Annotated in this window: 24 protein-coding genes and 3 pseudogenes; 16 read left to right on the forward strand and 11 right to left on the reverse strand. The window is 69.3% G+C overall.

The genetic code is table 11. The features are described from left to right. Positions 1–140: 140 nt before the first annotated feature. Positions 141–875, forward strand: a pseudogene (locus VN520_RS22445) (mobilization protein); the annotation flags it as partial. Between the two features lie 153 nt (positions 876–1,028). Here the strand turns inward: VN520_RS22445 and VN520_RS22450 are convergent. The 3 genes from VN520_RS22450 to VN520_RS22460 are packed head-to-tail and all read right to left on the reverse strand — an operon-like array spanning position 1,029 to position 3,548. Beyond that, entirely contained in the window at positions 1,029–1,823 is a 795-nt protein-coding gene (locus VN520_RS22450; protein ID WP_325748735.1) for a WbqC family protein, read from the reverse strand. Then, positions 1,765–2,433, reverse strand: coding sequence for a YdcF family protein (locus VN520_RS22455; RefSeq protein ID WP_325748736.1), 669 nt, complete (start codon positions 2,431–2,433; stop codon positions 1,765–1,767). The genes VN520_RS22450 and VN520_RS22455 overlap by 59 nt, the downstream gene beginning before the upstream one ends. A gap of 14 nt (positions 2,434–2,447) precedes the next feature. Further along, positions 2,448–3,548, reverse strand: a complete 1,101-nt coding sequence (locus VN520_RS22460; protein ID WP_325748737.1) for a hypothetical protein — start codon at positions 3,546–3,548, stop codon at positions 2,448–2,450. Between the two features lie 155 nt (positions 3,549–3,703). Here VN520_RS22460 and VN520_RS22465 point away from each other — a divergent pair, with 155 nt between their 5' ends. Genes VN520_RS22465 through VN520_RS22475 form a run of 3 tightly spaced genes read left to right on the forward strand, consistent with a single transcriptional unit; the run spans position 3,704 to position 5,009 of the window. Next, positions 3,704–4,132 carry a hypothetical protein gene (locus tag VN520_RS22465; protein WP_325748738.1) on the forward strand — a complete coding sequence of 143 codons (429 nt, stop codon included), beginning with the start codon at positions 3,704–3,706 and terminating at the stop codon, positions 4,130–4,132. A gap of 8 nt (positions 4,133–4,140) precedes the next feature. After that, positions 4,141–4,542: an ATP-binding protein gene (locus VN520_RS22470; protein WP_325748739.1), complete on the forward strand. Its 402-nt coding sequence runs from the start codon at positions 4,141–4,143 to the stop codon at positions 4,540–4,542. After that, positions 4,539–5,009 carry a hypothetical protein gene (locus tag VN520_RS22475; RefSeq protein ID WP_325748740.1) on the forward strand — a complete coding sequence of 157 codons (471 nt, stop codon included), beginning with the start codon at positions 4,539–4,541 and terminating at the stop codon, positions 5,007–5,009. The genes VN520_RS22470 and VN520_RS22475 overlap by 4 nt, the downstream gene beginning before the upstream one ends. Before the next feature lie 253 nt (positions 5,010–5,262). Here VN520_RS22475 and VN520_RS22480 read toward each other — a convergent pair. Further along, positions 5,263–5,397: pseudogene (locus VN520_RS22480) on the reverse strand (hypothetical protein); the annotation flags it as partial. 296 nt (positions 5,398–5,693) lie between these two features. Here VN520_RS22480 and VN520_RS22485 point away from each other — a divergent pair. Then, entirely contained in the window at positions 5,694–6,524 is an 831-nt protein-coding gene (locus VN520_RS22485; protein ID WP_325748741.1) for an ABC transporter ATP-binding protein, read from the forward strand. Beyond that, entirely contained in the window at positions 6,521–7,180 is a 660-nt protein-coding gene (locus VN520_RS22490; RefSeq protein ID WP_325748742.1) for a hypothetical protein, read from the forward strand. The genes VN520_RS22485 and VN520_RS22490 overlap by 4 nt, the downstream gene beginning before the upstream one ends. Before the next feature lie 359 nt (positions 7,181–7,539). On the opposite strand, the gene VN520_RS22495 is transcribed toward VN520_RS22490, so the two are convergent. The 3 genes from VN520_RS22495 to VN520_RS22505 form a co-directional block, all read right to left on the reverse strand. Continuing rightward, positions 7,540–8,082, reverse strand: coding sequence for a signal peptidase II (locus VN520_RS22495; protein ID WP_325748743.1), 543 nt, complete (start codon positions 8,080–8,082; stop codon positions 7,540–7,542). A gap of 69 nt (positions 8,083–8,151) precedes the next feature. Further along, complete coding sequence (locus tag VN520_RS22500) at positions 8,152–8,859, reverse strand: response regulator transcription factor (RefSeq protein WP_325748744.1); 708 nt, start codon at positions 8,857–8,859, stop codon at positions 8,152–8,154. After that, positions 8,856–10,055, reverse strand: a complete 1,200-nt coding sequence (locus VN520_RS22505) for a sensor histidine kinase (RefSeq protein ID WP_422664562.1) — start codon at positions 10,053–10,055, stop codon at positions 8,856–8,858. Before VN520_RS22505 ends, VN520_RS22500 begins: the two co-directional genes overlap by 4 nt. 179 nt (positions 10,056–10,234) lie before the next feature. Between VN520_RS22505 and VN520_RS22510 the strand changes: the two genes are divergently transcribed. The 5 genes from VN520_RS22510 (at position 10,235) to VN520_RS22535 (ending at position 15,351) form a co-directional block, all read left to right on the forward strand. Continuing rightward, positions 10,235–11,152, forward strand: a complete 918-nt coding sequence (locus VN520_RS22510) for an ABC transporter ATP-binding protein (RefSeq protein WP_325748746.1) — start codon at positions 10,235–10,237, stop codon at positions 11,150–11,152. Continuing rightward, positions 11,149–11,922, forward strand: coding sequence for an ABC transporter permease subunit (locus VN520_RS22515; RefSeq protein ID WP_325748747.1), 774 nt, complete (start codon positions 11,149–11,151; stop codon positions 11,920–11,922). Before VN520_RS22510 ends, VN520_RS22515 begins: the two co-directional genes overlap by 4 nt. Before the next feature lie 1,211 nt (positions 11,923–13,133). Then, the gene (locus VN520_RS22525; RefSeq protein WP_325748748.1) at positions 13,134–13,514 is read left to right on the forward strand and encodes a peptidase inhibitor family I36 protein; all 381 of its coding nucleotides are present in this window, start codon (positions 13,134–13,136) and stop codon (positions 13,512–13,514) included. A 173-nt stretch (positions 13,515–13,687) separates the two neighbouring features. Further along, on the forward strand, positions 13,688–14,041 hold the full coding sequence (locus VN520_RS22530; protein ID WP_325748749.1) for a hypothetical protein: 354 nt from the start codon (positions 13,688–13,690) through the stop codon (positions 14,039–14,041). 392 nt (positions 14,042–14,433) lie between these two features. Beyond that, positions 14,434–15,351: a ScbA/BarX family gamma-butyrolactone biosynthesis protein gene (locus tag VN520_RS22535; protein WP_325748750.1), complete on the forward strand. Its 918-nt coding sequence runs from the start codon at positions 14,434–14,436 to the stop codon at positions 15,349–15,351. 69 nt (positions 15,352–15,420) lie between these two features. Here the strand turns inward: VN520_RS22535 and VN520_RS22540 are convergent, their stop codons facing one another. Both VN520_RS22540 and VN520_RS22545 read right to left on the reverse strand, forming a co-directional pair. Then, positions 15,421–15,642 (reverse strand): acyl carrier protein, encoded by a 222-nt coding sequence (locus VN520_RS22540; protein WP_325748751.1) that lies wholly within the window; start codon positions 15,640–15,642, stop codon positions 15,421–15,423. Positions 15,643–15,999: 357 nt separating this feature from the next. Beyond that, on the reverse strand, positions 16,000–16,557 hold the full coding sequence (locus VN520_RS22545) for an NAD(P)H-dependent oxidoreductase (RefSeq protein ID WP_325748752.1): 558 nt from the start codon (positions 16,555–16,557) through the stop codon (positions 16,000–16,002). Between the two features lie 113 nt (positions 16,558–16,670). Here VN520_RS22545 and VN520_RS22550 point away from each other — a divergent pair, with 113 nt between their 5' ends. The 3 genes from VN520_RS22550 to VN520_RS22560 all read left to right on the forward strand — a co-directional run bounded on the left by VN520_RS22550 (position 16,671) and on the right by VN520_RS22560 (position 20,647). Continuing rightward, positions 16,671–17,324 (forward strand): helix-turn-helix domain-containing protein, encoded by a 654-nt coding sequence (locus tag VN520_RS22550; RefSeq protein WP_325748753.1) that lies wholly within the window; start codon positions 16,671–16,673, stop codon positions 17,322–17,324. A gap of 271 nt (positions 17,325–17,595) precedes the next feature. After that, positions 17,596–19,509, forward strand: coding sequence for a molecular chaperone HtpG (gene htpG / locus VN520_RS22555; protein ID WP_325748754.1), 1,914 nt, complete (start codon positions 17,596–17,598; stop codon positions 19,507–19,509). A gap of 343 nt (positions 19,510–19,852) precedes the next feature. Then, entirely contained in the window at positions 19,853–20,647 is a 795-nt protein-coding gene (locus VN520_RS22560; protein WP_325748755.1) for an SGNH/GDSL hydrolase family protein, read from the forward strand. Positions 20,648–20,749: 102 nt separating this feature from the next. On the opposite strand, the gene VN520_RS22565 is transcribed toward VN520_RS22560, so the two are convergent. Next, the gene (locus tag VN520_RS22565) at positions 20,750–21,160 is read right to left on the reverse strand and encodes a nuclear transport factor 2 family protein (protein ID WP_325748758.1); all 411 of its coding nucleotides are present in this window, start codon (positions 21,158–21,160) and stop codon (positions 20,750–20,752) included. A gap of 729 nt (positions 21,161–21,889) precedes the next feature. Here VN520_RS22565 and VN520_RS22570 point away from each other — a divergent pair. Both VN520_RS22570 and VN520_RS22575 read left to right on the forward strand, forming a co-directional pair. Beyond that, positions 21,890–23,758: a S9 family peptidase gene (locus VN520_RS22570; RefSeq protein WP_325748756.1), complete on the forward strand. Its 1,869-nt coding sequence runs from the start codon at positions 21,890–21,892 to the stop codon at positions 23,756–23,758. Positions 23,759–23,820: 62 nt separating this feature from the next. After that, positions 23,821–24,600 carry an SURF1 family protein gene (locus VN520_RS22575; RefSeq protein WP_325748757.1) on the forward strand — a complete coding sequence of 260 codons (780 nt, stop codon included), beginning with the start codon at positions 23,821–23,823 and terminating at the stop codon, positions 24,598–24,600. 139 nt (positions 24,601–24,739) lie between these two features. Here the strand turns inward: VN520_RS22575 and VN520_RS22580 are convergent. Beyond that, positions 24,740–25,724 (reverse strand): annotated as a pseudogene (locus VN520_RS22580) (hypothetical protein); the annotation flags it as partial.

Raw genomic sequence — 25,724 nt, forward strand, 5'->3', positions numbered from 1 at the left:
CTGGATCGAGCGCACCTACCACCGACGCCGACGCCAGAAACGCCTGGCCCGGTTGACCCCCGTCGAGTACGAGACCATCATGACCCCACCCGCAGCCCTGGCTGCATAACCCCACTGTCACCTATCCGTGCAGCAGTCCCCTGGTCGCGCTCGGCACAACACTGGACATCCTGGCGATCACCGCGCCTGCCGCGGTGAGGGCTGAACTCGGCAAGGCTGCCCTCGCTTTCGAGCGCGCCACCCGCTCCCGCATCGCCGCCGACCTGAACAGCACCCGCGTCCTGCGTCGCAGCGTCCAAGCGATCTTGCGCGAGAGGCCCGCAAGCCGCGACGGGGCCACGTTCACCATGCTTGTGGACACCGTGCTCACGGCGGTGGTGTTCGCGATGCACTGGCATCGCACGCGCCAGCACGCCCAGCAAGAGGCAGGAGCCGAGCAGGCCCTCGTCCACCTGCAGATCGCGTACGGACAGATCGCCGAGCCGGTCCTGGCGAGCCTCGCACAACGCGCCCCCAGCCCCCAGATGCAGCAGCGCTTCGCCCGCCACGTCCAGCAGGCGGCCCCCGATCACGCCGAGCGCATCCTGAACGACCCCGCCTGGGACGCGCTCACCACCGTGCTTGCCGAAGCGGAAGCCGTCGGGCACAATGCGGCCACCGTTCTTGACCAGGCACTCGGCCAACGCCCGTTGGATGACGCCCACAGCCCCGCCCGTGCCCTGACCTGGCGTGTCCGCCGCCTCGGCGAGCGTCACGCCCCAAGCCCCCGGGCCCAGGCAGCCAACGCCCGTAGCGCGGCACAAGCGCACGGCGCTCCAGTCATTCCAGCGGCCGTCGCTCCACCTCTACCGCGGTCACCGTCGCACCGGCGCTGACCAAAGAGCGAGCGGAACATGGCCGACGGTCACCGGTTTCCGATGCCGGGATCATCCGGAGTATTTGCGCCGCACCCCCTAGCTCCGGACGAAACCCATGTATGGCTCAGATCCAAGTCGGCTGGGTGTTTCGTGGTCGAGGAGACATCGTGGTCAAGCTGCGGGCTGCAGGACGGCATGGTCGGCGGCGAGCGCCCGGAGGCGGGCAGCCATGGCGTCCGGCCCGAGCGCGGCAAGGGCCCACAGGGCACTGATGCGGCGGCCGGAGGGCCAGATATTGCAGGTCGGGGGCCGGAACGGTGTCACGTCGATGCCCTGGACAGCGAAGGGGGTCTGGTCGAGATATCCCATGCCGCCGGTCCCGCACAGATACGAGCGGGCTCCGGTTGCGGCTGCGAGGTCCGCGAGCCGCTGGGACCGGCCCGGCCGGGAGGGCAGTCGGCTGCTGGTGAGGATCTTGCCCTTCCAGCCGAGCAGGTCCAGCAGTACGCGGGTGGAGGTCTCGGCGGCGGCAGCGGTCCGGCCGGTGGTGAAGGCATCCAGCACCGGGTCCAGAGCCTGGGCGAGGGCGGGCCAGTGCGGGCTGGCGCCATAGTGCTGCCGGAGCATCCCCGCGGTCCGGCGGCGGGTCCGCTCCGGCTCGGCGATCACCGCGTCCCTGATGAGGGTCGAACGTCCCTGGGGCAGGTGAGTGGGGAGAGTGAGCCACTGGTGGCGGGCCGGGTCGCCGAGGTCGGCGAGGCGGGCTCGATGCTGGTAGTCGCGGCGGGTGAACTGCGCGTCGTCCAGGACGATCCAGTAGTCCGCCGCGAACAGCTTGGCCAGCGTGGTCAGCCGGGGCAGGAAATTCGGCTGATGAACGGCACACAGCCCGCCCGGCTGGGGCAGATCACGAGGTGATGAGGCGGCTGGTGAAGCCGTCGTGGATGAGAAACTCGTACGCGGCATGCACGTCCTCCGGGACCTCCTGCTCGATGGCGAAACCGAGCTTCGGATACTCGATCACCCGCTGGAGGTCACCGACGAGCATGTCCAGGACGAGCTTCTCGTCGCCGATGGACTTCACGTAATCGTCGAACTCCAGCGGCTCCGACGCGCAGAGGATCTCAACGTCGGGCCACAGCTTGCGGGCGGTCGCGAACGACCGCCGTTCCATGTAGGGCTTGGAGACCAGCAGCACCGTCGTCGGGGTGATGCCGGCGCCGGCGAGGACCTCCCGGGAGAAGGTGATGTTCTGTCCCGTGTTACCGGCGTTCGGTTCCAGCAGGATCGCCTCGGCGGGGACGCCGAGGTCGATGGCGTGCTCGCGGAAGTGGACGGCCTCGCCGCGCGGGAAGACCTGGGCGGTGGTCGGGCTGTTGCCGCCGGTGAACACCAGGGTCGGAAAGAGCCCGGCCTGATACAGCTCGGCGGAGTGGGCAGCGACACCGAGGTCGTGGCTGCCCAGCCCGATCGCCACATTGACGGGCCGCAGCTCGTGCTGCATCTGATGGTAGTCCCAGATCAGCTTGGCCTGGCGCCACTGGTCCTCGGTGATGCTCTGCTGGTTGTCGCTCACGCGCTTCTCCCTGGTCACCGTTGCCGGGGGCCGGTCGGCCCCTCGCTCATGGCCTTGATGCCCTCGATACTGCGCAGTTGGTGCACGAGTCCGTACTGCGCGGCCACCTTGGCGGCCTGGCCGAGGACGAGGTGTCCATCATCCCGGGTCGCCGTGTCGGAGAGCAGGATGTGGCCATGAGCGGTGTCCAGTCGCACGCGTTGCATCGGTGATTCGGTGGTCCCGCAGCGGCGGGCGATGTCGATGAAATGTAGGGCCTGGGTGAGGTCGCCGGCGCCGCGGGCGGCGAGGGCAAGCTTTTGGTGGGCCACCGACCAGTCGTCGGGTTCCTGGAGGTCTTCGAAGTCGCGGGTCGCGGCCTGCATGACGCGGCTCGCATATTCGTGGTTGCCGTCCTTGCTCAGCGCGGTACCCACCCACAGCCTCGCGCGGGCCCGGTCACGCCGCGATAGCCGGTCGTCGACGGCGAGGGTTTCGTAGTTGCGGGCGGCGCTCTCCAGCTCCCCGGACATCTCGGTGACCACCGCGAGGGACAGGTCGAGCTGGGCGACCCGGCGGGGGATGTCGAGCTGGGTGAAGACGGATCGGGCGCCTGCGTAGGAGTACTGGGCCGACAGCGGGCCCAGGACGACGCCCTGGTCGCGCTTGAGGTCGCCGAGCAGAGCGGTCGAACGGGCGAACAGATACAGGCCCTTCTCGTCCAGCTCGGGGGCCTTGAACCGGCCCAGCCACCGCGCAAGGAGGCTGTCGGCGAAGGTGAAGTTCTGCCGGGACAGGGCGACCACGACCCGGTCGAGGTCGTCAGCCCACGACTCGTACTCCCAGGCCCGGGGCCCGGAGGGGGCAATACGTCGCCGAGCGGAGGTCAAGGGGCTGGTCATCTCGGACAGGAGCGTCTCGAAGCGCAAATGGACGGCGGCGTCCGAGCGGCCGAGCGCGGTGTCGAGGATGGCCTGGGTGTCGGGTCTGGGCTCGGTGCCGGCGAGTTTGGACTCCCACTTGGAGACCGTCGCGACGGCCAGGCCGAGCTGCTGGGCGAAGGCACGCACGCTCAGTCGCAGGGCGAGACGCAGGGCCTTGGCCTCCAGGCCGGTCCACTGGTGCACGGTCGCCACACGTCGCTCCCTTCCGCCAGCCATCGAAGCACGCTCCGCGCAGTCGGCGGGACGGAAGTGGAACGGAAGTAGAACGGGCGGTGATTGGCCCGGGGTTGGCGGACAGCCACGCTGAAGGGGTCATCAGTTGTCGAGCGTTCTGGACGGTCCTCAGCATGGAACCCCTCACGGAGCATCGCCAGGTCAACGGTCCGGTCGTCTACGGCCTCCTGCGGCTGGTGAAGGTGCCCGCGGCCCGGCATGCGGCGTTGGCCGCGTCGCTCGCCGAGTACTGCCGCAGCCACGAGTTGCAACTTTCCGGCGTCTTCACCGACCGCGACGTGAGTTCTGGGCCCGACTCGGCGGCGTTCACCGGGCTGCTGGACGTACTGGCCCTGCCGGACGTCTATGGCGTGATCGCCCCGGCCATGTCGCACCTGGGGCCGAAGGCCATAGCCGCCCAGCGCAGACACCGGATCGAGACGGCCGGCTCCCGATTGATGCTGGTCCGCCGCCCCCGCACCGCACACCTGCCCGTCTCCCACCACGGTTCCGTTCGCCGACGCAGCGCAGGGAACACCCGCGTTCTGGACGCCGAGTCATGAGGACGGCGATGACCGAGACGACCCGGCGGTTCTTCACGGCCCGGCCCGAATCGATTAGCCAGGCCCGGAAGTTCGTTACGGATGCCCTGGCCGGATGGGGCCTGCACGACCGCGCCGAGGACATCCGGCTCTGCGTCTCCGAGCTCGCCACGAACGCCCTGGTCCACGGCACCGTCGCCGACCACGGCTTCCTGGTCAAGCTGGATGCCGACGAGGGAGAAGTACGGCTGGAAGTGCACGACAGCCGCCGCCGGCTCCCCGAGGTCCGCCAGGCCGCCGACACGGACCTGTCCGGACGCGGCCTGACGCTGGTGAGCGTGCTCGCCGCCGACTGGGGCGTTCTGGACCGCACCCCGGTCGGGAAAGTCGTCTGGTCCTGTTTCAAAGCTGAGGGAGGGACGACGTCATGACCGTCATCCTCACCCCGTCCGGTCCGGAACTGCGGCTGTTGGTCTCGCTCGCTTCCTGGACCTGGCCGGGCACCAGTCCGGACGGCCGCGAGGTCGCGCACATCCTGATCACCCACAACCCGGCCTTCACGGGCCCAGACGCTGCCGAGGCGGTCGAGGCCCGGATGCGTCGGCTCTCCGACAGCCTCGGCGGCCTGGCCAGCTCCCGGGCGCCCGTTCGCGAGCTCGCCCGATGCCTGCAGGTTGTCGGCGGGCAAGTGCTGATGAGCTTTCCCGGCACCGCCCGCAAGCTGCGGCTGCCCACCCGCCGGCCCTGGACCGAACTGGTCGCCCGCAACAGCGAGGCCATCCTCCTGCTCGGACTGGACCCACTGCCACAGACCGCTGACGCCGCCCGCCTCGACACCTACTTGGACGACGCGCTCGCCGCCGACCGGCTGCTGTTCGGACGCGCCCGCATCCGCTGACCACCTGGACTTCCCTCACGGCCCCCGGACGAGGCAGATGAGAGGGAACTGCCATGGGAACCTTCGAACGCTCCCGCATGGTCCGATGCAGATCCAACCGCGTGGCGTCGATCGCCAAGGCCCTCCTCACGCTGGAGCGGCAGCGCTGAAGAAGCTCAGTGGCCGCTATCCAGGTGGACCTTGAGAAGGTCGATGCCGTACTCGTTGCCGTTGGGGTGCGGATGATGGTGTGGATGTGCTGCTGGGTCGGGGTTCCGCCGCCCATGCCTCCGCCACTGGACTTGTTGCCGTAGGCGAGGGGCGCCTGCGCGTCGTACTCGATGAGAACGACGGGACTGTGGACGCGGCCCGTCGCTCCAACCGATCTGCGAGCGCTGGAGGGGATCACTGTTCGGGTTGACGTCCTTTTGCTTGCCGAGAGTGATCTGAATCATCGCGCCTCCCTGCGGGGTTGCCTCGTGGCCGGAATGACCGAGGCAGCCCGGTCAGGGCTACCACTAGTCCCCGTTATAACGGGGTATCAAAGCCTGTCTCCCAGAGCGCAGTCGGCATCCTGGATGCGGAGCGGACGGGCCCCGGAATCTGCGAGCATCTGGGGGTGTCATACCGGACGAGGGAGATCAGTTGTTACGTCTTCAATCAGTGAGCAAGCGCTATGGCCGTGGCGATTGGATTCTGAGAGACGTGGACGTGGAGGCCCCGGCCGGCGAGATCGTGGCATTCGCCGGCGGGAACGGATCAGGGAAGTCGACACTGCTGCGGATCGCGGTGGGCTTGTCCCGGCCGACCCGCGGCACAGTGGCCGCCCGGCCGCCCGTCGTCGGGTACGTCCCGGACCGCTTCTCCCCCAACGAACGCATGTCGGCCGCGGCGTACCTGACGCACATGGGCCGCGTCCGCGGTCTGACCACCTCGGCCGCCTCGGCGCGGGCCGGCCAGCTGCTGGACCGACTCGCCCTGGTGGGCGGCAAGCACGCCCCCCTACGGAGCCTGTCAAAGGGCAACGCGCAGAAGGTCGCGCTGGCCCAGGCCCTCCTGGTGGAACCCGGACTGCTCGTCCTGGACGAGCCGTGGTCCGGGCTGGACGCCGACGCCCACGGCGTGCTCGCCGAGATCATGACCGAGGTCGCGTCCTCCGGCAGCACCGTCGTGTTCACCGACCACCGCGAGTCGGTCACCCGGGCCCGCGCCACCCGGACCTACACGGTCAGCAGGGGCCGCGTGTGCCTGGAGGGACCCGAGCCGCAGGCCACCGAGCAGCGGCCGGTGTCCGACGTCGTCCTGGCCGCGGGCCGCGACGGCCGCGTACCGCAGGACCTCGCCTGGAAGCAACTGGACGGCGTCACCGCGGTGCGCCGGGACGCCACTGGCGTCAGGCTGCGCGTGGGACGCGAGTCCACCGACGCCCTGCTGTTCACCGCGCTCCAGCACGGCTGGTCCGTCGAGACCGTCACCGGGACCACCACGGACCACCACCGGACGCCGAACTCCGCGACGAACGGAGACATGCGGTGATCGCGCTCATCCGCTACACCTTCGCCACCGTGCTGCACACGCAGCGCTACCTCGCCCCGCTGCTCCTGTTCATGGGCCTGATGGGCGTGCTGACCGTCAACGGCAGCGGCCCGCTGCCTCCGGCCTACGCCTCCTCCGCCGGCTCCCTGTTCATCTGCTCGACCTGGCTGACGATCGCGCTGATGAGCCTGGACGACCCGCCGCAGCGGGCGATCGTCGTCGTCACTGCGGGCGGCCGGTCGCTCACGGTGCTGCTCGCGGCGATCAGCACGGCCCTGCTGAGCTGTCTCGTCCTGATGGCCTTCGGGTTGTTCTTCCCGCTGTGGATGGGCGACTACGTGGTGACCACGACCGATCTCCTGCTGGGCCTGGAGGCGCAGCTCACCTGCGCCCTCGTCGGCATCGCCATCGGCGTGCTGTGTTCACGGCTGGTCTTCAAACGGCAGGGCTACGCGCTGATCGCCGCCCTCGCGCTGGTGATGGGAGCTCTCTTCGCCAAGGGCATGCCTCCGGTCAACCGCCTGTTCACCCTGATGGCCACCACCCCCGACGCGGCGGAACTGCTCGCCCCCACCGGCGTCATGCTGGCGATCTCCGCGATAATCCTTGCCGTGTTCACCGTCGCCACGCAGTTCGTCGCCGGGCGCAGGGAATAGACAGCCGGCCCTCATCTGCCTCAGGGCCGCCGGGCGCTTCCTGATCAACTCAGCCCGACGCGTACGACCCGAAACTCGACGTCGACTTCACCCCGCTGCGCGAGCAGGACCTCACTGCTGCTGGACTCAGCCAGCTTGCTTGACCGACCTCGCCCTCCTGAGGTGAGCACGGGCCCGTACTGTCGAAGTGGGCGACCGAAATCACCCTTTATGGCGTCGGGCTCTCATTGGTGCTGTGTCAGGCGCGGGTGGCAGCGGTAGCGCCAAGTGGCAGCCGTGGGCAGAAGCCCCGGCAAGCGCGAAACGGACATCGGTTCGCGTGCTGCCTTCCGAGACGGCGCAGAGGTTCAGTCGTCAGGCTATGCCGAGTCAGACGTTGCCGTAGACACGCCAGTGGAGGACTCTTCGCCTGGTGTCTTGGCGAGCGGCACACCACGTAGGCAGAGCAGCACCAGCGCAGCGCATCCGCAGACGAGTGCAATGTCGGCGACGTTCCCCACGAAAGGACCGTAGTCGATGAAGTCCACGACATGCCCGCGGGCGAAACCGGGCGCGCGGAAGAGCCTGTCGCCCAAGTGGGACATCGCGCCGCCGAGTAGCGTGCCCAGCACAAGCGCCCACCGACAAGAGGTCAGTCGGCGCGCGGCATAGAGGATGCCGACCACTGCGCCCGCCGTCGCCAGGGCGAACACCCATGTCGCGCCGGAGCCGATGGAGAACGCGGCGCCGGCGTTGTACAACAGCCGGAAATGGATCAGAGTCGGGATCGCGGTGACGCTCTCGCCGGTGGACAGCGCGGAAACCGCCCAGAACTTGGTGAGTTGGTCCAGGAGCAGGACCACTGCCGCCAGCGTGAGCATCACGCTGTACAACCGTCCCGATCCCCGATTCAGCCGCGTCATTCGCTGCCTCCTTCTCATGTGGTTGTTACCTGCATTCGTGGTGGTCAGCCGTCCGCCCGACGGCGACTCTCAGCCACCGAACGGCGGGGCTGCCGCCGTCACCAGGCCGCTCTCGTACGCGGCAATCACCAGCTGGGCGCGATCGCGCGCGGCGAGCTTGCCGAGCAGGTGGTTGACGTGGGTCTTGACAGTGGCAACGCCGAGAAAGAGCCGTCCGGCGATTTCGGTGTTGGACAGGCCGCGGGCGATGAGGGTGAGGACCTCGCGTTCGCGCGCGGTGACGCCGTCCAGGGTGGGGCTCAGCAGTCGCGAGGGCTCCGGGCGACGGGCGAACTCCGCGATCAGGCGCCGCGTCACCGCCGGCGCCAAAAGCGCATCGCCGGCGGCGAGGAGCCGGATCGCCGCGAGCAGCTCGCCTGGTGGCGTGTCCTTGAGCAGGAAGCCACTGGCGCCGGCTCGCAAGGCGGCGTAGACGTACTCGTCCAGGTCGAACATCGTCAGGATCAGCACCTTGACGTTCGCGGTCTCGGGGGAGTCGCAGATCAGCCGGGTCGCCTCGATGCCGTCCATCTCTGGCATGCGCACGTCCATCAGGACCACATCCGGGGGATCCCGCCGGACAAGCCGCACGGCCTCGGCCCCGGTGGCAGCCTCCGACGTGGTCGTCAAGCCGGGCTCGGTGTCGACGAGCACCCGCAGGCTGCCACGCAACAGCGCCTGGTCGTCGGCGATCAGCACGCGTATCGCGTTGTCGGGTAGATCGCCCAGCCTGGTCAAGCGTTCTCCTCGTACGGCAGTATCGCCCGGACCGCGAAGCCGCCCGTCGGACACGGTCCGGCGGTAAGGGTCCCGCCATGGACGGCGACGCGTTCACGCATGCCCACGATGCCGTGTCCGCCCGGTGTCATCGCGGGACTCGCCCGGCCAGCGCCGTCGTCGACGATATCGAGCCGGACCTCGCGGCCGTTCGCGTCGACCACCACTCGGCAACGGGTCGCGGGGGCGGTGTGCTTGGCGACGTTGGTCAGCGCCTCCTGCACGATCCGATAGACGGCCAGCGCGATGGCGTCTGGAAGGTTTTCGACACCGCGCATGGCCAACCGCGCGCCGGCCTGCCGGACCAGCTCGGCGAGAGCATCGGTTCCGGGCGCCGGGCCAAGGGCCGCGACCTGCCGTTCACCTTCGGACGCGCGGAGCACGCCGAGCATCCGGCGCATGTCGTTCAGCGCGGTGCGGCTCGTGCGCTCGATGACCTGCAGTGCGTCGTACGCCTCCTGCGGCCGGACGTGGAGCACGTGGTTGGCGACGCCGGCCTTGACCGCGATCAGGCCCATGCTGTGGGTGACGACGTCGTGCAACTCGCGGGCGATTCGCAGGCGTTCCTCGGTGACGGCGCGCTGCGCGAGCTGCTCGGCCGCCCGCACGGCGAAGGCACGTCTTTGCCGCGCGGCGCGTCCCAGCTCCCAGGCGCCGAGCAACGCGACAAAGCCGAGCAGCAGCAAACCCGGGCCGTTGTGCCACCGGGCCGTTCCGCCGGCCCGCGCGGCCGCGACCACGCCGGCGACCGACAACACGGCGATCGCCAGGCCGGGCAGCCATCGCCGCCACCAACGGCGCGGCCTCGCCATGACGGCGACGCTGTAAAGGGCGAACGCCCCCGACAGGAATGGGTCCCACGCCTGGTCCTGCGCGACCGCCACGGCCGTGACTGCCAGCACGACCACGAAGACGGGCACCGGCCAGATCCACCGTACGGCGACAGGCACCGTGGCCGCGGCGACGAGCACGAGCCGCTCCCACGGCACCGGCGTCGAGGACGGCGGTGCGGCCGACGAGCCCCCCGCCGGCCCGGTCAACAACAGCGCGGCCGCATAGCCGAGCACGAGCACGCAGTCCATGGTTGTGCGTTGGCGCCGGCTCAGCCGCCGAGCCAAGAGGGGAGGGTCGTCGTCCACAGCCGTACCTGCTTGCACCGCTCGACCATACCGAGGGGATACACCGCGGCACCTCCATCCTGCGGCCGACACCGCCGCTCCACCCACAGTGGGGTGCCGCCGGCAGCCGGCGGCCGTACTCCACCCAGGGGTGGAAGAAGGGCAGTCCACCCCGAGCCGGACGCGGCCGCACCCTGTTGTGCCCGACCATCACCTCCATGATCGACGTCACCGACCTGACCAAGCGCTACGGGAAAGCCACCGTCGTGGAGGGGCTGACCTTTCGAGTAGAGCCCGGCCGGGTAACCGGATTCCTGGGCCCCAACGGAGCCGGGAAGTCCACCACGATGCGCATGATGCTGGGCCTGGACCGCCCGACGGGCGGCGAGGTACGCATCCACGGCGCCCACTACCGGCAGCTGCGCGACCCGCTGCGCACGGTGGGCGCGCTACTCGACGCCAAGGCCGTGCACCCTGGCCGCACCGCGCTCGACCACCTGCGCTGTCTGGCCCGCAGCAACCGGATCCCGTCACGCCGCGTGCGCGAGGTGATCGAGCTGACCGGCCTGGAGAGCGCCGCGCACCGTCGGGCCGGGAGGCTTTCGCTGGGCATGAGTCAGCGACTGGGGGTCGCAGCAGCACTGCTCGGCGACCCCGCCGTCCTGATCCTGGACGAGCCGATCAACGGGCTCGACCCGGAGGGCATCCTGTGGATCCGCGGACTCATGCGAGAGCTGGCGCTCCTGGGGCGCACCGTCCTCGTGTCCAGCCACCTGATGAGCGAGGCGGCGCTCACCGTGGACCACCTCGTGGTCATCGGCCGCGGCCGGCTACTCGCCGACACCGGCATGACCGCGTTCATCGACCGGCACACGAACGCCGGAGTGCGGGTACGCACACCCGAACCGCAACGGTTGCGCGCAGTGCTGGTCGGTGCAGGGATCACGGCCACCGACCACGCGGACGGCAGCCTCGAAGTGGCCACCACGGCAGAACGGTTCGGCGAACTGGTCGCAGCACACGCAGTGACGGTGCACGAGGTGACGCGCAAGGGCGTGTCCCTGGAAGAGGCATTCATACGACTGACGGCCGACGCAGTCGAATACCGGGCTGAGCCGGCGGGAGAACACCGATGACCGGAAATTCGCCTCGCGCGGTACTGGCCGCCGAATGGATCAAGGTGTGGACCGTGCGGTCGACCCGTCTCGCACTGCTGCTGACCTTCGTGATCAGCACCGGCATCGGCACACTCGTCGCGTTCAACTGGCGTGGCGACATCGAGCACGTCGTCAACTTCAGCCCACTGGCAGCCGGCTTGTACAGCGTGACCATCGGTCAACTCGCCCTCATCGCGTTCGGCGTCCTACTCGTCGGCTCCGAGTACTCGTCCGGGTCGATGCGGGCATCGCTGACCGCCGTGCCCCGACGCGGGCTGCTCTACGGCGGCAAACTACTCGCCGGCACGCTAGCCGCCCTCGCCGGCTCAACCGTCACCGTCATCGTCGCCTTCGCCGGAGCACAGGCGATCCTGGGCCCATACGGCACCACACTCACGTCGGACGGGATTCCGACGGCACTCGCCGGCGCCATCACCTACCTGACTCTGATCTGCGCCCTGTCCATGGGGGTCACGGCCATCGTTCGCAGTTCGGCTGTCGCGTTGAGCCTCCTGCTGCCGCTGCTGTTCCTCGGTTCGCAGGGACTCGGCAACGTCCCCACCCTCAAACCCGTCCTGCAGTACCTGCCCGACCAGGCCGGCCTGCAACTGATGCGCATCGCCCGACCACCCGACGACGACCGCTTCGGCCCCGACTACACCTCCGGCACGGCGCTCGCCATCCTGTTCGCTTGGACCGCCGCCGCTGTGCTCGGCGGCTACGTAGTTTTGCGCCACCGCGACGCCTGACGCCCGGCGGACCTGTGAGTGGTCGTTGGTTGTGGGGTGGGGTGGGGTGGTGTGGCGGTGAATCGCTCCGGCACGACCGGCGGCGGCTCGCGGACGCCGTAGACACGACCCTGAAAGTCCACGGTGGTCGGGCCACGGTCGAGGCGACGCCGCTCGCCGACCGCCCGTCGACCACCCGAGTCGTCCGCATCGACGTCGATCTGGGGACGACGCGGCCGGCCCGCCGGCCTGGGTGAGCCCCGGCGATCAGAAGCCCTCGACGCCCTGTTCGACAAATGCGTGCTCAGGTACACGGGAGACCCCTTGTCTTCCATGGTGGCAGCGAGACCTGCCCGGCAAACTTGCTTCCGCAATGCCGCTCGCCGCTCGGACTCAGAGGCGAACCCTCAGCCCTGGACCGGCCGCTGGGAGAATTCTGGGAGATGATCTTCGCCCGGATTCCGCCCAAGACCCCTCGGCACCACCTCAGCCCAATCTCCTGATCTGCACGTTTACGAGATCTGCAGGTACCGATCTTGCTCGGTCCTCATTCGGGACGAAGAGGTCGTGGGTTCAAATCCCGCCACCCCGACAGCTGAAATACCAGGTCAGGGGCCTGATCCACTCAGTGGATCAGGCCCCTGAGCGATTTGTGGCCCGGTACCTGCATGCGGCAGGTTCAGGGAGGTCCCGGTAGACGATCCCAAGGGCTGCGGGCACGTGGTGCTCCTCATGGACTGAGGACGCGGCGATACGGCTGAGGCGGCTCTGTTCGTCCGACAGCTCGTCGACCGGACCGGCGCGCTGATCGTCGGACGGCAGTGTGGCGCCAACCGCGCCACGGATACGGATGGCGATCGGCAGGCCGCCCAAGCGTTCGGCCAGTCGTGCCGCAGCAGCGGATTCGGCCCGGGCAAGACCTGCTGGGTCGTCGGGCGCACTTTGGCCTGGCTCCACCCGTTCACACGGCTACGGACCCGCCACGAGACACGTACCGGCCTCCACCTCGCTTGCCGTGTCATCTGCCGACGACGGCTTCGAACGTCATCCTGAAACGACCGGTAAGCCGCGAGAGCGCCACGGTCCCACCTCTTCCGGGGATTGTGTCCAAGCCATCTCTGTGAACCACATGCGCGTGGGAGCCGTCTTACGACTGGATGCCCTCAAGAAACGACAGATGGACGCGGTGACCATGCCCGTGCTCCCACGGGCAACAACGGGAAAGGACATTCATGAAACTGGCAGTCAAAACCGCGGTAGTAGGAGCAGTTCTCGCTTCCACCGCCGTACTGGCGGCTCCGGGAGCCGCGTCAGCTGACCCCAAAGACGGGGCTGTGACCCGCTGTTCAGAAGGTAAAATCTGCCTCTTTGACGGCCACGACAACACCGGGGACGTCCTGCAGCTCGATCCGGTGGACATCCCCAACATCGGCTGGGCGTGGAACGATCGGGCCAGCTCGGTGTGGAACCGCAGCGGTGGTCAAGCCTGTATCCACACCGATGACGACTTCAGGGGCTACAAATTCAGCATACCGCCGGGTGAGAAGCAGGAACTTCTTTTCCTCTACGACAACGCGGTGACCGGCGTCGAGGTCGGTGGCTGCTCAATCTGAGCCCACTGGTTGACCGAACCCGCCATCCGCCCGCGCTTCGAGGGTGGATGGCGGGATTCGGCCGGGCAGCGTCCCGCGTGGGACATCGCCGGCGAATTCGGCGGTGACCACCGGATGACCTCGCAGGGGACTGCAACTGATCGTTTCATCAGGTCCGCGGTGGGTCTTGGCAGTTGGGCCGCACAACGGCAAGGTTCTACAGGTATCGGATCCGGCGCGGTGCGGGACAGGACACGGAACAGGACGGGTCGTCCGCGGTCGGCTCGGGCGAGCTGGAGGGTGCGGACCTGGAGAGCAATCCTGCCGATCCGCTGCGCGCCCGGAAACCGGCAACGGCTCTGGGCGTACGGGCGGCCCTGGGCGGGGAGTTCCGCGCGCCGCTCGGGGAGTCGGGGCAGCAAGCCCGGACCGGCTCGGGCAGTGAAGTACACGGCAGCGGCAGCGGAGGAACCCGGCACGGCACCGTACTCCAAGGCCGGGACCTCTCCAGTCTCACCTTCAACATGGCCCGGCACAACGGCCGGTGAGGGCCAGGAACAGGACGTTATCGGCGTGACCAGGAGAAAGACACCCTGCGGCTCCCGTCATCATGGGAGCGGCAACGGCTCTCGGTCCCGGACGCTGCGACCGCAGGAGCACCGAGAAGCCCAGCGCAGGCCCGTCACAACGGCTGCCCCCGGATGCCTTCCAGGCGTCGATGCAGTTGTTCGATACGGGTTGCCCTGACGCCGTGCTGACGCACCCGCAGACAACCGGCGGGAGCGGGCTCCGCGCAAGCAGCGTTCGGCGGCCCCGAGAAGCTCCCTTTACCGGTGCTTGAACTCACATTTCCCCATGCCCCCATGCCCCCACGCGACCGGACAGCCGGTAACTTGACAGCGCATCTTTCACCATCAGGATCGGGGGGGTCTTGTCCGAAATGGCCGTTGCAGCACGCCTTTCGAACCATCAGCAGCTCAGCCCGCCCCTTGCGAGTCCGTCTCCTCTCGCTGCTTACACACATCTCAAGCGTGACGAGTCGATATTCGTCATCGGCTGGGAGCGCAGCGGGGCGGATGAGTTCACGCTGGACATCAGGTGGCCTGCCACGCGGGGGGACCTGGCCTACGATCCGCGCGTCCTCGCCCAGACCATCCGGCAGAGCGGCCTGGTCATAGCCCATGCCGAGTACCACGTCCCGCTGGATCACCAGACGGTCCTGAAGACGCTGGACTTCACCCTCTCGCCGGGGTTCCGGGTACCTGGGGGCCAGACCTCGGACCTGCGCGTCGAGCTCGAAGTATCGAAACCGAGGCGCGGCGGCAGGGCTCCCAACGCATTGCGCATGCGTCTTCACATCCTGCACGGGGACGTCACGGTGACCCGGGTCGATTCCGAATTCGGCTGGATATCCCCGACGGCCTACCCGCGTGTACGCGGCGAGTACACCAGTGTCGACTGGGCCGGCTGGCCGGTGCCCGCCTCCGTCGCCCCGGAATTCGTGGGCCGGCCCGACACCGTCGACGTGGTTCTGTCACCCAGTGAGGAACCTGACCGCTGGCTGCTTCGGAACGACGTGGCCAACACCCTTCTCTTCGATCACCCGGTCGACCACGTTCCAGGGCTTGTACTGCTGGAGGCGGCGCAGCAAGCAGCGCAGGCGTTCGTTGCACCGGTCCCCTTCGCTCTCGATTCGGTCTCCACCCGTTATGCGCACTATGTCGAGTTCGACCAGCCCTGCTGGATCGAGGCCGAGGCTCTCGCCACGCCGGCCCCGGACAGGCTCTCCCTCCGGGTCCGCGGGGTCCAGAACGGGAGGACCATGTTCACGGTCGATCTCGGCGGCACGACGAACTGAGTGCCGTGTGCGCCAGGGCACCCCTCCGGGCTCCTTCGAATGCCGGTGCGGCCCCCTCGCCGGAAGGGATCAGCCGAGTTCGCCCGTCAGAGCGAACAGTTCCTCGTCGGCCGCGTCACCCGGGTCGGCGGCGAACCGCCGCCCACCGGTGACCGCCGCGAGCCGGTTGCGCAGCTCGACCGTCGTCGAGGAGCCGGGACCCAGTTCGGTGAACGGTGCATCGGCCGCGATCGCCGGCCCGCCGTCGCCTTCCGGCGCGGTGGCGGCCTCACGGCGGACCAGGTCGATCACCGCGCCCTGCTGTTCCCCTTGGGTGTCTGATCCTTGGGTGGCTGATCCTTGGACGCCCGATCCAGCTCGACGGGGCGGGTCCGGGCGGTGGGGGATTCCGTGATCCCTGGAGGACACCGGCCGTCAGGGGCCTCGTCGGTCCAGGGCTGCCGAGCGGTTCCGGGCATCGGGCACCGTACGCGCCCCGGTGCTGCGGACGGTCCGGCGTACAGGCGCGTCGGCGTGATCCCGTACCCGTCCGTGGACGCGGGACGGCCCGGCCCCTCTCCTGCGAGAGGGACCGGGCCGGGCCCACGAAGCCGTACCGGGTGGCACGGGGAAGCTGATCGGCCTCCTCGGCGCGCCGTCGGCGACGGATCAGGCTGCCGCCGCGGCGCCCTGGGCGACCTGGCGGAGCACCTCGGTCAGGGAGGTGACGACCTCGGCGTCGTCGGCCGGGTGGAGCTCGGCGAAGCGGGTCACGGAGCCGGGGATGGAGAGCTTGACGTCGGCCAGGACCGCTCCGCCCGCGAGACCCGCCGCCTTGCGGGCCTCGTCCTGGGCCCATACGCCACCGAACTGGCCGAAGGCGGTGCCGACCACGGCGACCGGCTTGGCGGTCAGGGCGCCGGCGCCGTACGGACGGGACAGCCAGTCGATGGCGTTCTTCAGGACGGCCGGCATGGTGCCGTTGTACTCGGGCGAGAACAGCAGGAACCCGTCGGACCGGCCGGCTGCCTCGCGCAGCTTGGCCGCGGCAGCCGGAACACCGCCCTCGACGTCGATGTCCTCGTTGTAGAAGGGAACGTCGACGAGGCCCTCGTACAGCTCGACCTCAACGCCCTCGGGCGCGTGCTTGACGGCGGCCTCGGCGAGCTGACGGTTGTGGGAGCCGGCACGGAGGCTGCCGACGAGGGCGAGGATGCGAACTGACATGGGGAAGCTCCCGGGAGACGGAGACTGAGGTAAGTGGACCACGGTCCGTTTAAAGTTGTACCACCTAAACGGACCGTGGTCCACTTACGGCCGTCCAGGGCTATTCTGGAGCCATGACCGCTCCCCTCCCCCCGCCGCCCAGGCCGCCCGACCCCGGCGAGGCTCGGACGAGTCTCACGCTCGCCGCCGTCGGCGGTCCGGAGCTGCTGCGAGCGGACGCGGCGCGCAACCGAGCGCTCCTGCTGGACGCGGCCTCCCGCCTCCTGGCCCGCTGCGGGGCGACGAACCTCACCATGGAATCGGTGGCCGCTGCTGCCGGAGTCGGCAAGGGCACGGTCTTCCGGCGCTTCAAGGACCGCACCGGCCTGCTCATCGCGCTCCTCGACCACCGCGAGGCCCTGCTGCAGGCCGCCTTCCTCTCCGGACCGCCACCCATGGGCCCGGGCGCCCCCGCAGCCGAGCGGCTGCACGCCTTCGGCCCCGCCCTGATGCACCATGAACGCGATCACCACGAGCTGATCCTGGCCTCCCGCACCGACCCGCTGCGGACCTACACCGTCCCCGCGCAGCGCCTGAGGCTCAGCCATGTCGCCCTGCTGCTCCGTCAGGCACATGCGCAGGGCGAGCCGGAACTGCTCGCACACACCCTGCTCGGATCGGTCGACGCCCCTCTGGTGCACCACCTGACATGTGAACGCGGTATGCCCGCCGGCCGGCTGGAGGAGGGCTGGCACGACCTCCTCACCCGGTACGGGGTGGCGCGCTGAGACCGGCCCCTCCGGTGCCGCGCCCGCGCCCGGACGAGGGCGGGCAGGCCACCGGCACACCGGGCCCGGCCGGAACACCCGGTCCCGCCGGTGCGCCCGCTCTGCCCGGCGGCGAGGTCGCGCACCCCACAGCGGGTGCGCGCGGCCGCCACCCGCGGGAGGCGACCGGGCGGGCAACGCCCTTGGCCGAACCGACACATGCACGGTACGGCGCCTGGTTACGATATGCAGCGGCTCAGATGACTTACCCCAGGAAAGGGAACCCGCACCCATGCCGGCCGAGACGTTCGAGTTTCAGGTAGAAGCGCGCCAGCTCCTGCAGATGATGATCCATTCGATTTACTCGAACAAGGACGTATTCCTGCGCGAGCTCATTTCCAATTCTTCGGACGCACTGGACAAACTGCGACTGGAAACTCTCCGCGACGATAAGCTCCAGGCCGACACGTCCGACCTCCACATCGCCATCGAGGCCGACCAGGAGAAGCGCACACTGACCGTGCGCGACAACGGCATCGGAATGTCGCACGACGAGGTCGTACAGCTGATCGGAACGATCGCCAATTCCGGTACGGCAAAATTCCTCCAGGAGCTGAAGGAAGCCAAGGACGCCACCGCTTCCGAAGAACTCATCGGACAGTTCGGCGTCGGATTCTATTCGAGCTTCATGGTCGCCGACGAGGTCACCCTGCTGACCCGGCGCGCGGGTGAGGACACAGGCACGCGCTGGCAGTCCAGCGGTGAGGGGACCTACACCGTCGAGTCCGTCGACGACGCGCCGCAGGGCACCTCGGTCACACTGCGCCTCAAGCCCGAGGACGCCGAGGACAAGCTCTTCGACTACACCTCACCCTGGAAGATCAGGGAAATCGTCAAGCGCTACTCGGACTTCATCACCTGGCCCATCCGCATGGCGGCTGCGGGAGGCGAGGAGGGAGCCGAGCCCGAGGTGGAAACGGTCAACTCGATGAAGGCCCTGTGGGCCCGGTCGAAGGACTCCGTGACCGATGAGGAGTACAGCGAGCTGTACAAGCACATCAGTCACGACTGGACCGACCCGCTCGAAACGATCCGCATGCAGGCGGAAGGCACCTTCGAATACCAGGCCCTGCTCTTCCTGCCGTCCCACGCCCCGCAGGACCTGTTCATGCAGGATCACAAGCGTGGAGTCCAGCTCTATGTGAAGCGCGTGTTCATCATGGATGACTGCGAAGCGCTCATGCCGACGTATCTGCGCTTCGTGAAGGGCGTGGTCGACGCACAGGATCTGTCGCTCAACGTCTCACGCGAGATCCTTCAGCAGGACCGCCAGATCGAGATGATGCGGCGTCGCCTGGTCAAGAAGGTGCTCTCGACGGTGAAGGACATGAGGTCCAGCACTCCCGAGAAGTACGACACGTTCTGGAAGGAATTCGGCCGGGTCCTCAAGGAGGGGCTCTTCCAGGACTTCGAGAACCGCGACGCGATCCTGGAGATCTCCTCGTTCGCCTCGACCCAGGACGAGGAGGGCCTGACCACCCTGCGCTCGTACGTGGAGCGGATGAAGGAGGGCCAGGAGCAGATCTACTACATGACGGGCGAGTCGCGCGCGGCCATGGAGAGCTCGCCCCACATGGAGGCCTTCCGCGCCAAGGGCTTCGAGGTCCTCCTGCTGACCGACCCCGTCGACGAGGTCTGGGTCCAGTCCGTTCCCGAGTTCGAGGGCAAGCCGCTCCAGTCCATCTCCAAGGGCGAGGTCGACCTGGACACCGACGAGGAGAAGAAGGAGGTCGAGGCCGAGCGTGAAAAGCAGCAGCAGGACTACGCCGGCCTGCTGACCTGGATGACGGAGCAGCTCGGTGACACCGTGAAGGAGGTGCGCCTCTCCTCGCGGCTCACCGTCTCGCCCGCCTGCATCGTCTCGGACACGCACGATGTCACCCCGGCCCTGGAGAACATGTACCGCGCCATGGGCCAGGAGGTGCCGCACATCAAGCGCATCCTCGAACTCAATCCCTCGCATGCGCTGATCAGCGGGCTGAAGAAGGCGTACACCGAGCAGAGTGAGGGGGAGGGAGCCGGCGCCGAACTGGCCGAGACGGCCGAGCTCGTCCACGGGCTGGCACTCCTCTCCGACGGCGGAGAGCTGAGTGACCCCTCGCGCTTCAGCAGGCTGATGGCGGACCGCTTGGAGCGCACGCTGTAGCCGCTGCCCGTCCCCGCGCACTGCGGCCGCCAGGGTCCCTGGCGGCCGCAGTCGTATGCGGAACATGAAGACGGCCGGCTGCGACCGCTGTTCGGACAGCAGGCCCTACGCCCCGAGGTGACTCGGAGGAGTCACGAGGGTTATGGGTAGGGCCCATAACTTCACCGTTTCGAAAGCCCGTTGAGGGTTTGTCCACGCGCAGAGCATCGTTTACCGAACGATCCTTCGGGCATATCAGACGACTTTTCGCGAGGCCATTACCGCCGAGTACCGGGAGCTGCTACAAACGTGCTCGCCCCACGAACTCCCCACTCGTCCCCCACATTTCGAAGGGCTGGCAGTCATGTCAGTACGAACCTTCCGGGCGTCCGTCTTCACCCTCGCGATCACCGCCGTGGCCGCGCTCGGCATCGCACAACCAGCATCCGCCGCCGGCGACAACTACGTCGCTCTCGGGGACTCCTACTCCTCCGGTGTCGGCGCCGGGAGCTACACCGCGGAGAGCGGTGACTGCAAACGCAGCACCAACGCCTACCCCTATCTCTGGAAGAACGCGAACGCGCCGTCCACGTTCGCGTTCGTCGCCTGCTCCGGTGCGACGACGGCCTCCGTGTCCAGCGGCCAGCTGGGCGCACTGAACGCGTCGACCACGCTCGTCAGCGTCACGGCCGGCGGCAACGACGTCGGGTTCGCAGACGTCATGCAGACGTGCGTCCTGCAGAGCGAGGCCAACTGTGTGAACCGGGTGAACACCGCGGTCTCCCAGGTGCAGAGCTCACTGCCCGGCCGGCTCGACTCCCTCTACACGGGCATCCGTTCGCGGGCTCCGCAGGCGCATGTCGTGGTCCTGGGGTATCCGCGCTTCTACAAGCTGTCGGGCACCTGCATCGCCGGTCTCACGGAGACCGAGCGGGGAGCCATCAACAACGCCTCGGACGTGCTGAACGGGGTACTGGCCAAGCGGGCTGCGGACGCGGGGTTCACCTATTCCAGCGTGGTGGACGAATTCACCGGGCACGAGCTCTGCTCGGGTGACGCGTGGATCCACAGCGTCTCGATCCCGATCACCAACTCGTACCACCCGAAGGCCGTCGGGCAGTCGAACGGTTATCTGCCTGCTTTCAACTCCGCTGCGTAACACGCGTGGAGCGAGCCCGTCCGGGCGCGCGTGGCACCACCACCGGCCCCTGCCGGAGGTGCTGTGCGCGGCGGGCGGGCCCCCACACGGGGACACCCGGCCTCAGTGACGCCCGGTCAGGTGCTCCCGGCCCGCCGAAGGGGCGTAGGGCTCGGGCCAGAAGCCCGTCACCCCGGTGATCCTGCCGTCCGCGTCGCATGTGAAGAAGTGGACGGCGGGTATCTCGTCCGGCCCGATGGTGACCAGGGTCCGGACAGCCGCCCGTCGCCCCTCCCCGTCAGCAACGATCCGCTCGATCCGGGCATGCCGGCCCCCTGGACCCTCCCGGTTGAACCGCACGTGACGCTCCTTGCCGAGGATGCGCTCACGACTCTGCGGCAGGTCGTACACCACGTCGTCGGCGAGGATGGCGGTGAACGCGTCCCAGTCACGGGCCTCGGCCGCGGCCCAGTACCTCTCCACAGCAGCGCACACCTCGGCCGTGCCCCACGCCGCGCCTGCACTTCCGGGCATCTCAGTCATGTCCCGAGTGTGACGCCCACCACTGACAATCGGGCGGGGAGCCGCCGAGCCAGCCGCTGACCGGTCGCGTCGCCTTGGCCGAATACATCATCGGGATGCGCGGACGGTCCGCCGGGAAGCAGTGGTGACCGACCGCACGCCGTTCGTCGCTGCGGCTGTGGACGGTGACGTCTGCATCGAAGTCGACGCGCGTCCGGCAGCCAGTCCGGCGTGCCGAATCCGGTGTGGACGACGGCGTGCACGGATCCCGGTGTGGACGACGGTGTACGCGGATCCCGGTCTGGACGACGGCGTACGCGGATCCTGGTGTGGACGACGGCATACGCGGCTCTCGGTGTGGACGACGGTGTGCGCGGAGCCCGGCCCGGCCTGGGCGGCGTCGTCCACACCGGATGCGACGGACACAGCCCGCTCCGGCGCCGGCCCCAGCGACCCGGCGGGGTCTTTGGCCGTCCCGGCGCGGGCTCGGGGCAGAGGTGAGCCCACGCGGCCTGAGCAGCTCCGTGGCGGGCCCACCGGAGGGTGCCGAGGCCGACGGGTGGCACTGCAGGCGCATCGGGGCCCGGCCCGTCACGTCACCGGCCTCCGCGAGGGTCTCGAAGTCGCGCAGGGCGTCCTCACCCCCTACCGGCCGGGAAAGTTACCCACAGGCCGGGAATGCGTGTGAGCAGTTATCCACAGGCCTGCCCGGTGCGTGGCCGCATCGGGTTGGATGGGGTCATGAGCGACACACAGAACGACGCGTCCGTACCGGAGCGGGAGCAGGAGCCGCCGCAGTGGGAGCAGCGTTTCCGCGCCGCCCGGGTGTCCCTGCCCGACTGGGCCGAGGACGCCCCCGACCGCGCGCTCTTCGTCTCGAACGCCACCGGTACGTACGAGCTGTACGCGTGGGACCGGGCGACCGGGAAACAGCGCCAGGTCACGGACCGGCCCAACGGGACGACGGACGGGGTGCTGACGCCGGACGGCCAGGCCGTCTGGTGGTTCGCCGACACCGATGGCGACGAGTTCGGCGTGTGGATGCGACAGCCCTTCGACGGCGGTGCGGACGAGCCGGCCACACCCGGTCTGGAAGCCTCCTACCCGGCCGGGCTCGCGATCGGCCGTGACGGCACGGCGGTGGTCGGCCGCTCCACGGATGAGGACGGCACGACCGTGCACCTGGTGCGCGCCGGGACGGATCCTGTCGAGATCTACCGGCACAGGGAGTCCGCCGGGGTCGGTGATCTGTCCCGTGACGGGACGCTGATCGCCCTGGAACACACGGAGCACGGCGACGCGATGCACTCCGCGCTGCGGGTGGTGCGCCCCGATGGTTCGACGGTCGCCGAGCTGGACGACACCGAGGGCGGCACCAAGGAGCTGGGTCTGTCGGTCCTGGGCTTCGCCCCGGTGGCCGGTGACACCCGGCTGCTGGTCGGGCACCAGCGGCGCGGGCGATGGGAGCCGATGATCTGGGACCCGGTGGCGGGGACGCAGACGGACCTGCATGTCGATCTGCCCGGTGACGCGGGCGCCGAGTGGTATCCGGACGGGTCCGCGTTGCTGATCGAGCACAGCTTCGAGGCGCGCAGTGAGCTGTGGCGGTACGAACCGGGAGCTGCGGAGCCGGTCCGGGTCGAGACCCCCGCCGGGACGGTTTCGGGCGCGACGGCCCGTCCGGACGGCACGGTGGAGTATCTGTGGTCGTCGGCAGCGCAGCCGCCCGCCGTGCGCTCCACGACGGGTTCTGTCGTTCTCGACCCGCCGGGTGCGAAGGCTCCGGCCTCGGTGCCGGTGCGGGACGCCTGGGTGGACGGCCCCGGAGGCCGTATCCATGCCCTGGTGCAGACTCCGGCCACCGGTGACGGCCCGTTCCCCACGGTCTTCGAGATACACGGTGGGCCCACCTGGCACGACAGCGACGCCTTCGCCTCAGGGCCGGCCGCGTGGGTGGACCACGGCTTCGCCGTCGTCCGGGTCAACTACCGCGGGTCCACGGGTTACGGCCGCGCCTGGACGGACGCGCTGAAGCACCGGGTCGGGCTGATCGAGCTGGAGGACATCGCGGCCGTCCGGGACTGGGCGGTGGAGTCAGGGCTCGCGCACCCGGAACAGCTGGTGCTGGCCGGTGGCTCATGGGGCGGGTATCTGACCCTGCTCGGACTCGGTACGCAACCGGACGCCTGGGCCCTCGGGCTGGCGGCGGTCCCGGTCGCCGACTACGTCACCGCCTACCACGACGAGATGGAAGCCCTCAAGGCGATGGACCGCACGCTGCTGGGCGGTACCCCGGAGGAGGTGCCCGAGCGTTTCGAGGCCTCGTCCCCGCTGACCTACGTGGACGCGGTGCGCGCCCCGGTCTACATCTCGGCCGGCGTCAACGATCCGCGTTGCCCGATCCGTCAGGTGGAGAACTACGTGGACCGCCTCGCGGCTCGTGGCGCGGTGCACGAGGTGTACCGCTACGACGCGGGGCACGGCTCGCTCGTCGTGGAGGAACGGATCAAGCAGGTGCGGCTTGAGCTGGACTTCACGCTGCGCCACCTCGGGCGGGCGCGGGCCGCGGACCAGCAGGAAGACCGTGGGGAGGAGGGGCCGACGGCATAAGGTCCGGATAAATGGTGCACCCCGCTCCGAGGGCCCGGAGCGGGGAACCGTACCGTGGAGGGGTGTACCGGTTCCTGCTGACCCCGCGGTGGTGGGGGATCAACCTCTTCGTCGTGCTGGCCATCCCGTTCTGCGTGTTCATGGGCACCTGGCAGCTCGGCCGTTTCGAGGACCGCGTGCAGACGCACAAGGAAGCCGACGAGCGCCCCGATCCGGGTACCCGGTCCCCGAAGCCGCTCGACGACCTGCTCCCCGTCACCACGGAGACCTCCGGCCGCCCGGCCGTGGCGACCGGGACGTACGCCGACCAGTTCCTGGTCCCCGGCCGCAAGCTGGACGACCGTGACGGCTTCTACGTGCTGGATCTGCTGCGCACCGACAGCGGCAAGGCGTTGCCCGTCGTACGGGGCTGGCTGGCGGGTGCCCCGGGCAGCACCGAGGTGCCTGCGGCGCCGGCCGGCAAGGTCACCGTGACCGGTGATCTGCAGGCCTCGGAGAACAGCGGCACCACCGGCGTCGAACTCAGCGGCGGGCTCCCCGAGGGTCAGCTCGGCATGATCAGCGCGGCATCCCTCGTGAACCTCGTCCCGTACGACGTGTACGACGCCTGGGTGACCCTGACCCGGCCGGAGGCAGGTGACGCGGGCCGAGGTCTGCAGCCCGTGCCCGCAGCGGCGGCGCAGGGCAGCGGGCTCGATCTGAAGGCCTTCCAGAACCTCGGCTACACCGGCGAGTGGTTCGTCTTCGGCGGCTTCGTGCTCTTCATGTGGTTCCGGCTGGTGCGCCGCGAGGCGGAAGCCGCGCGCGACGTGCAGCTCGGGCTCGCCGCTGACGCCGACTGACGGAGTCCCGCGCCAGGAACAGGCAGAAACGGGCGGGTGCCGGCCCGGACCCGGGGATTCCGGCGGGCCCCGTCCCTATGCGCGTCCGGGTGCCGGCCCGGACCCCAGCCCCAGGGACCGGGAGCGGGACCGGATCCGATTACGAGGCGTCGAGTACGCCTGTGCGGTAGATCGTGCCGGCGCACGCGTTGGCGATCGTGGTCTCAGCGGTCGGCGCACCCGCCTCCGGGGTGTGTGTGACCGCGATGCTGCCGTCCGCAGAGCTGTCGTCCGCGCTGCCGAACTGCGCTGCGGTGTCCGTGGCCGTCGTCCCCGCGTCCGTCTCCGCGCCCTCGCCGCCCCCTGCGTCACCTTCCGTGGGCGTCGGGGTGGGCGAGCCAGCGGTGGTCGGACAGGTGTCCGACGGTACCCACGCGAAGCGCACCTCGTACGTCATCGTTGGCTTCAGGAAGACGGCTCCCGGCTCCAGCGACGGATCGGGCAGCCCGCCCGCCGGATCGCCCGCGGTGTGCTGCACCACCGTGATCTTCAGCGGGTCGGCGGCGCCCGCCGCCTGGAAGCCGACCGTGCCGTTGCTGGTCACCGAGCAGGCATCACCGGACACATTGGCGATCCTGAAGGTCCCGTACACCGTGCCGTCCGCGTCGGCCGCGCCCGCGTCGGCGGAGGCGACCCCGAGCTGGTCGGGGTCGCAGGCCTTGATGGCAGCTGCCTCGGAGCCCGGGGGGACCTCTCGGCCCTCGGCCCCGCTGCTCTCGGCACCCGGGACCGATCCCAGAGACGGAACCGCAGTGTTTCCGGTCTCGTCCTCGGCGCCCTCGCTCCGGCTGCTCTCGGGGCCCGCCGTCTCCCCTCCCTCAGCTTCGGTGCCGGCATCCTCGCCGCTGCCGCCCTGGGCCTGCTGGCCGTGGCCGGCGATGGCGGAGCCGGCGGTGACCGAGCCGTCCGAATTCGCCACATGGACGAACGCGGGGACCGCCGTGCCGATCAGCAGTGCCGCGGCCGCGGCGCCCACCACACCCTGCCGCCGCCTGGCGCGCCGTGCGGGTACCGCGCGGTGCAGGTGATCGAGAGTGCCGTCGGCGGGTTCGATGCCCTGGACGGCACCGCGCAGCATGCGGCGC

Origin of the sequence: Streptomyces sp. (assembly GCF_035563135.1) — a bacterium.
Lineage (GTDB): Bacteria > Actinomycetota > Actinomycetes > Streptomycetales > Streptomycetaceae > Streptomyces.

Excerpts from the sequence above, each read along its gene's own strand:
- VN520_RS22450 (WP_325748735.1), bottom strand. The coding sequence starts at position 1,823 with ATGCCGCGTACGAGTTTCTCATCCACGACGGCTTCACCAGCCGCCTCA.
- VN520_RS22465 (WP_325748738.1), top strand. The coding sequence starts at position 3,704 with ATGGAACCCCTCACGGAGCATCGCCAGGTCAACGGTCCGGTCGTCTAC.
- VN520_RS22470 (WP_325748739.1), top strand. The coding sequence starts at position 4,141 with ATGACCGAGACGACCCGGCGGTTCTTCACGGCCCGGCCCGAATCGATT.
- VN520_RS22475 (WP_325748740.1), top strand. The coding sequence starts at position 4,539 with ATGACCGTCATCCTCACCCCGTCCGGTCCGGAACTGCGGCTGTTGGTC.
- VN520_RS22495 (WP_325748743.1), bottom strand. The coding sequence starts at position 8,082 with ATGACGCGGCTGAATCGGGGATCGGGACGGTTGTACAGCGTGATGCTC.
- VN520_RS22510 (WP_325748746.1), top strand. The coding sequence starts at position 10,235 with ATGATCGACGTCACCGACCTGACCAAGCGCTACGGGAAAGCCACCGTC.
- VN520_RS22515 (WP_325748747.1), top strand. The coding sequence starts at position 11,149 with ATGACCGGAAATTCGCCTCGCGCGGTACTGGCCGCCGAATGGATCAAG.
- VN520_RS22525 (WP_325748748.1), top strand. The coding sequence starts at position 13,134 with ATGAAACTGGCAGTCAAAACCGCGGTAGTAGGAGCAGTTCTCGCTTCC.
- VN520_RS22535 (WP_325748750.1), top strand. The coding sequence starts at position 14,434 with ATGGCCGTTGCAGCACGCCTTTCGAACCATCAGCAGCTCAGCCCGCCC.
- VN520_RS22545 (WP_325748752.1), bottom strand. The coding sequence starts at position 16,557 with ATGTCAGTTCGCATCCTCGCCCTCGTCGGCAGCCTCCGTGCCGGCTCC.
- VN520_RS22550 (WP_325748753.1), top strand. The coding sequence starts at position 16,671 with ATGACCGCTCCCCTCCCCCCGCCGCCCAGGCCGCCCGACCCCGGCGAG.
- htpG (WP_325748754.1), top strand. The coding sequence starts at position 17,596 with ATGCCGGCCGAGACGTTCGAGTTTCAGGTAGAAGCGCGCCAGCTCCTG.
- VN520_RS22560 (WP_325748755.1), top strand. The coding sequence starts at position 19,853 with ATGTCAGTACGAACCTTCCGGGCGTCCGTCTTCACCCTCGCGATCACC.
- VN520_RS22565 (WP_325748758.1), bottom strand. The coding sequence starts at position 21,160 with ATGCCCGGAAGTGCAGGCGCGGCGTGGGGCACGGCCGAGGTGTGCGCT.
- VN520_RS22570 (WP_325748756.1), top strand. The coding sequence starts at position 21,890 with ATGAGCGACACACAGAACGACGCGTCCGTACCGGAGCGGGAGCAGGAG.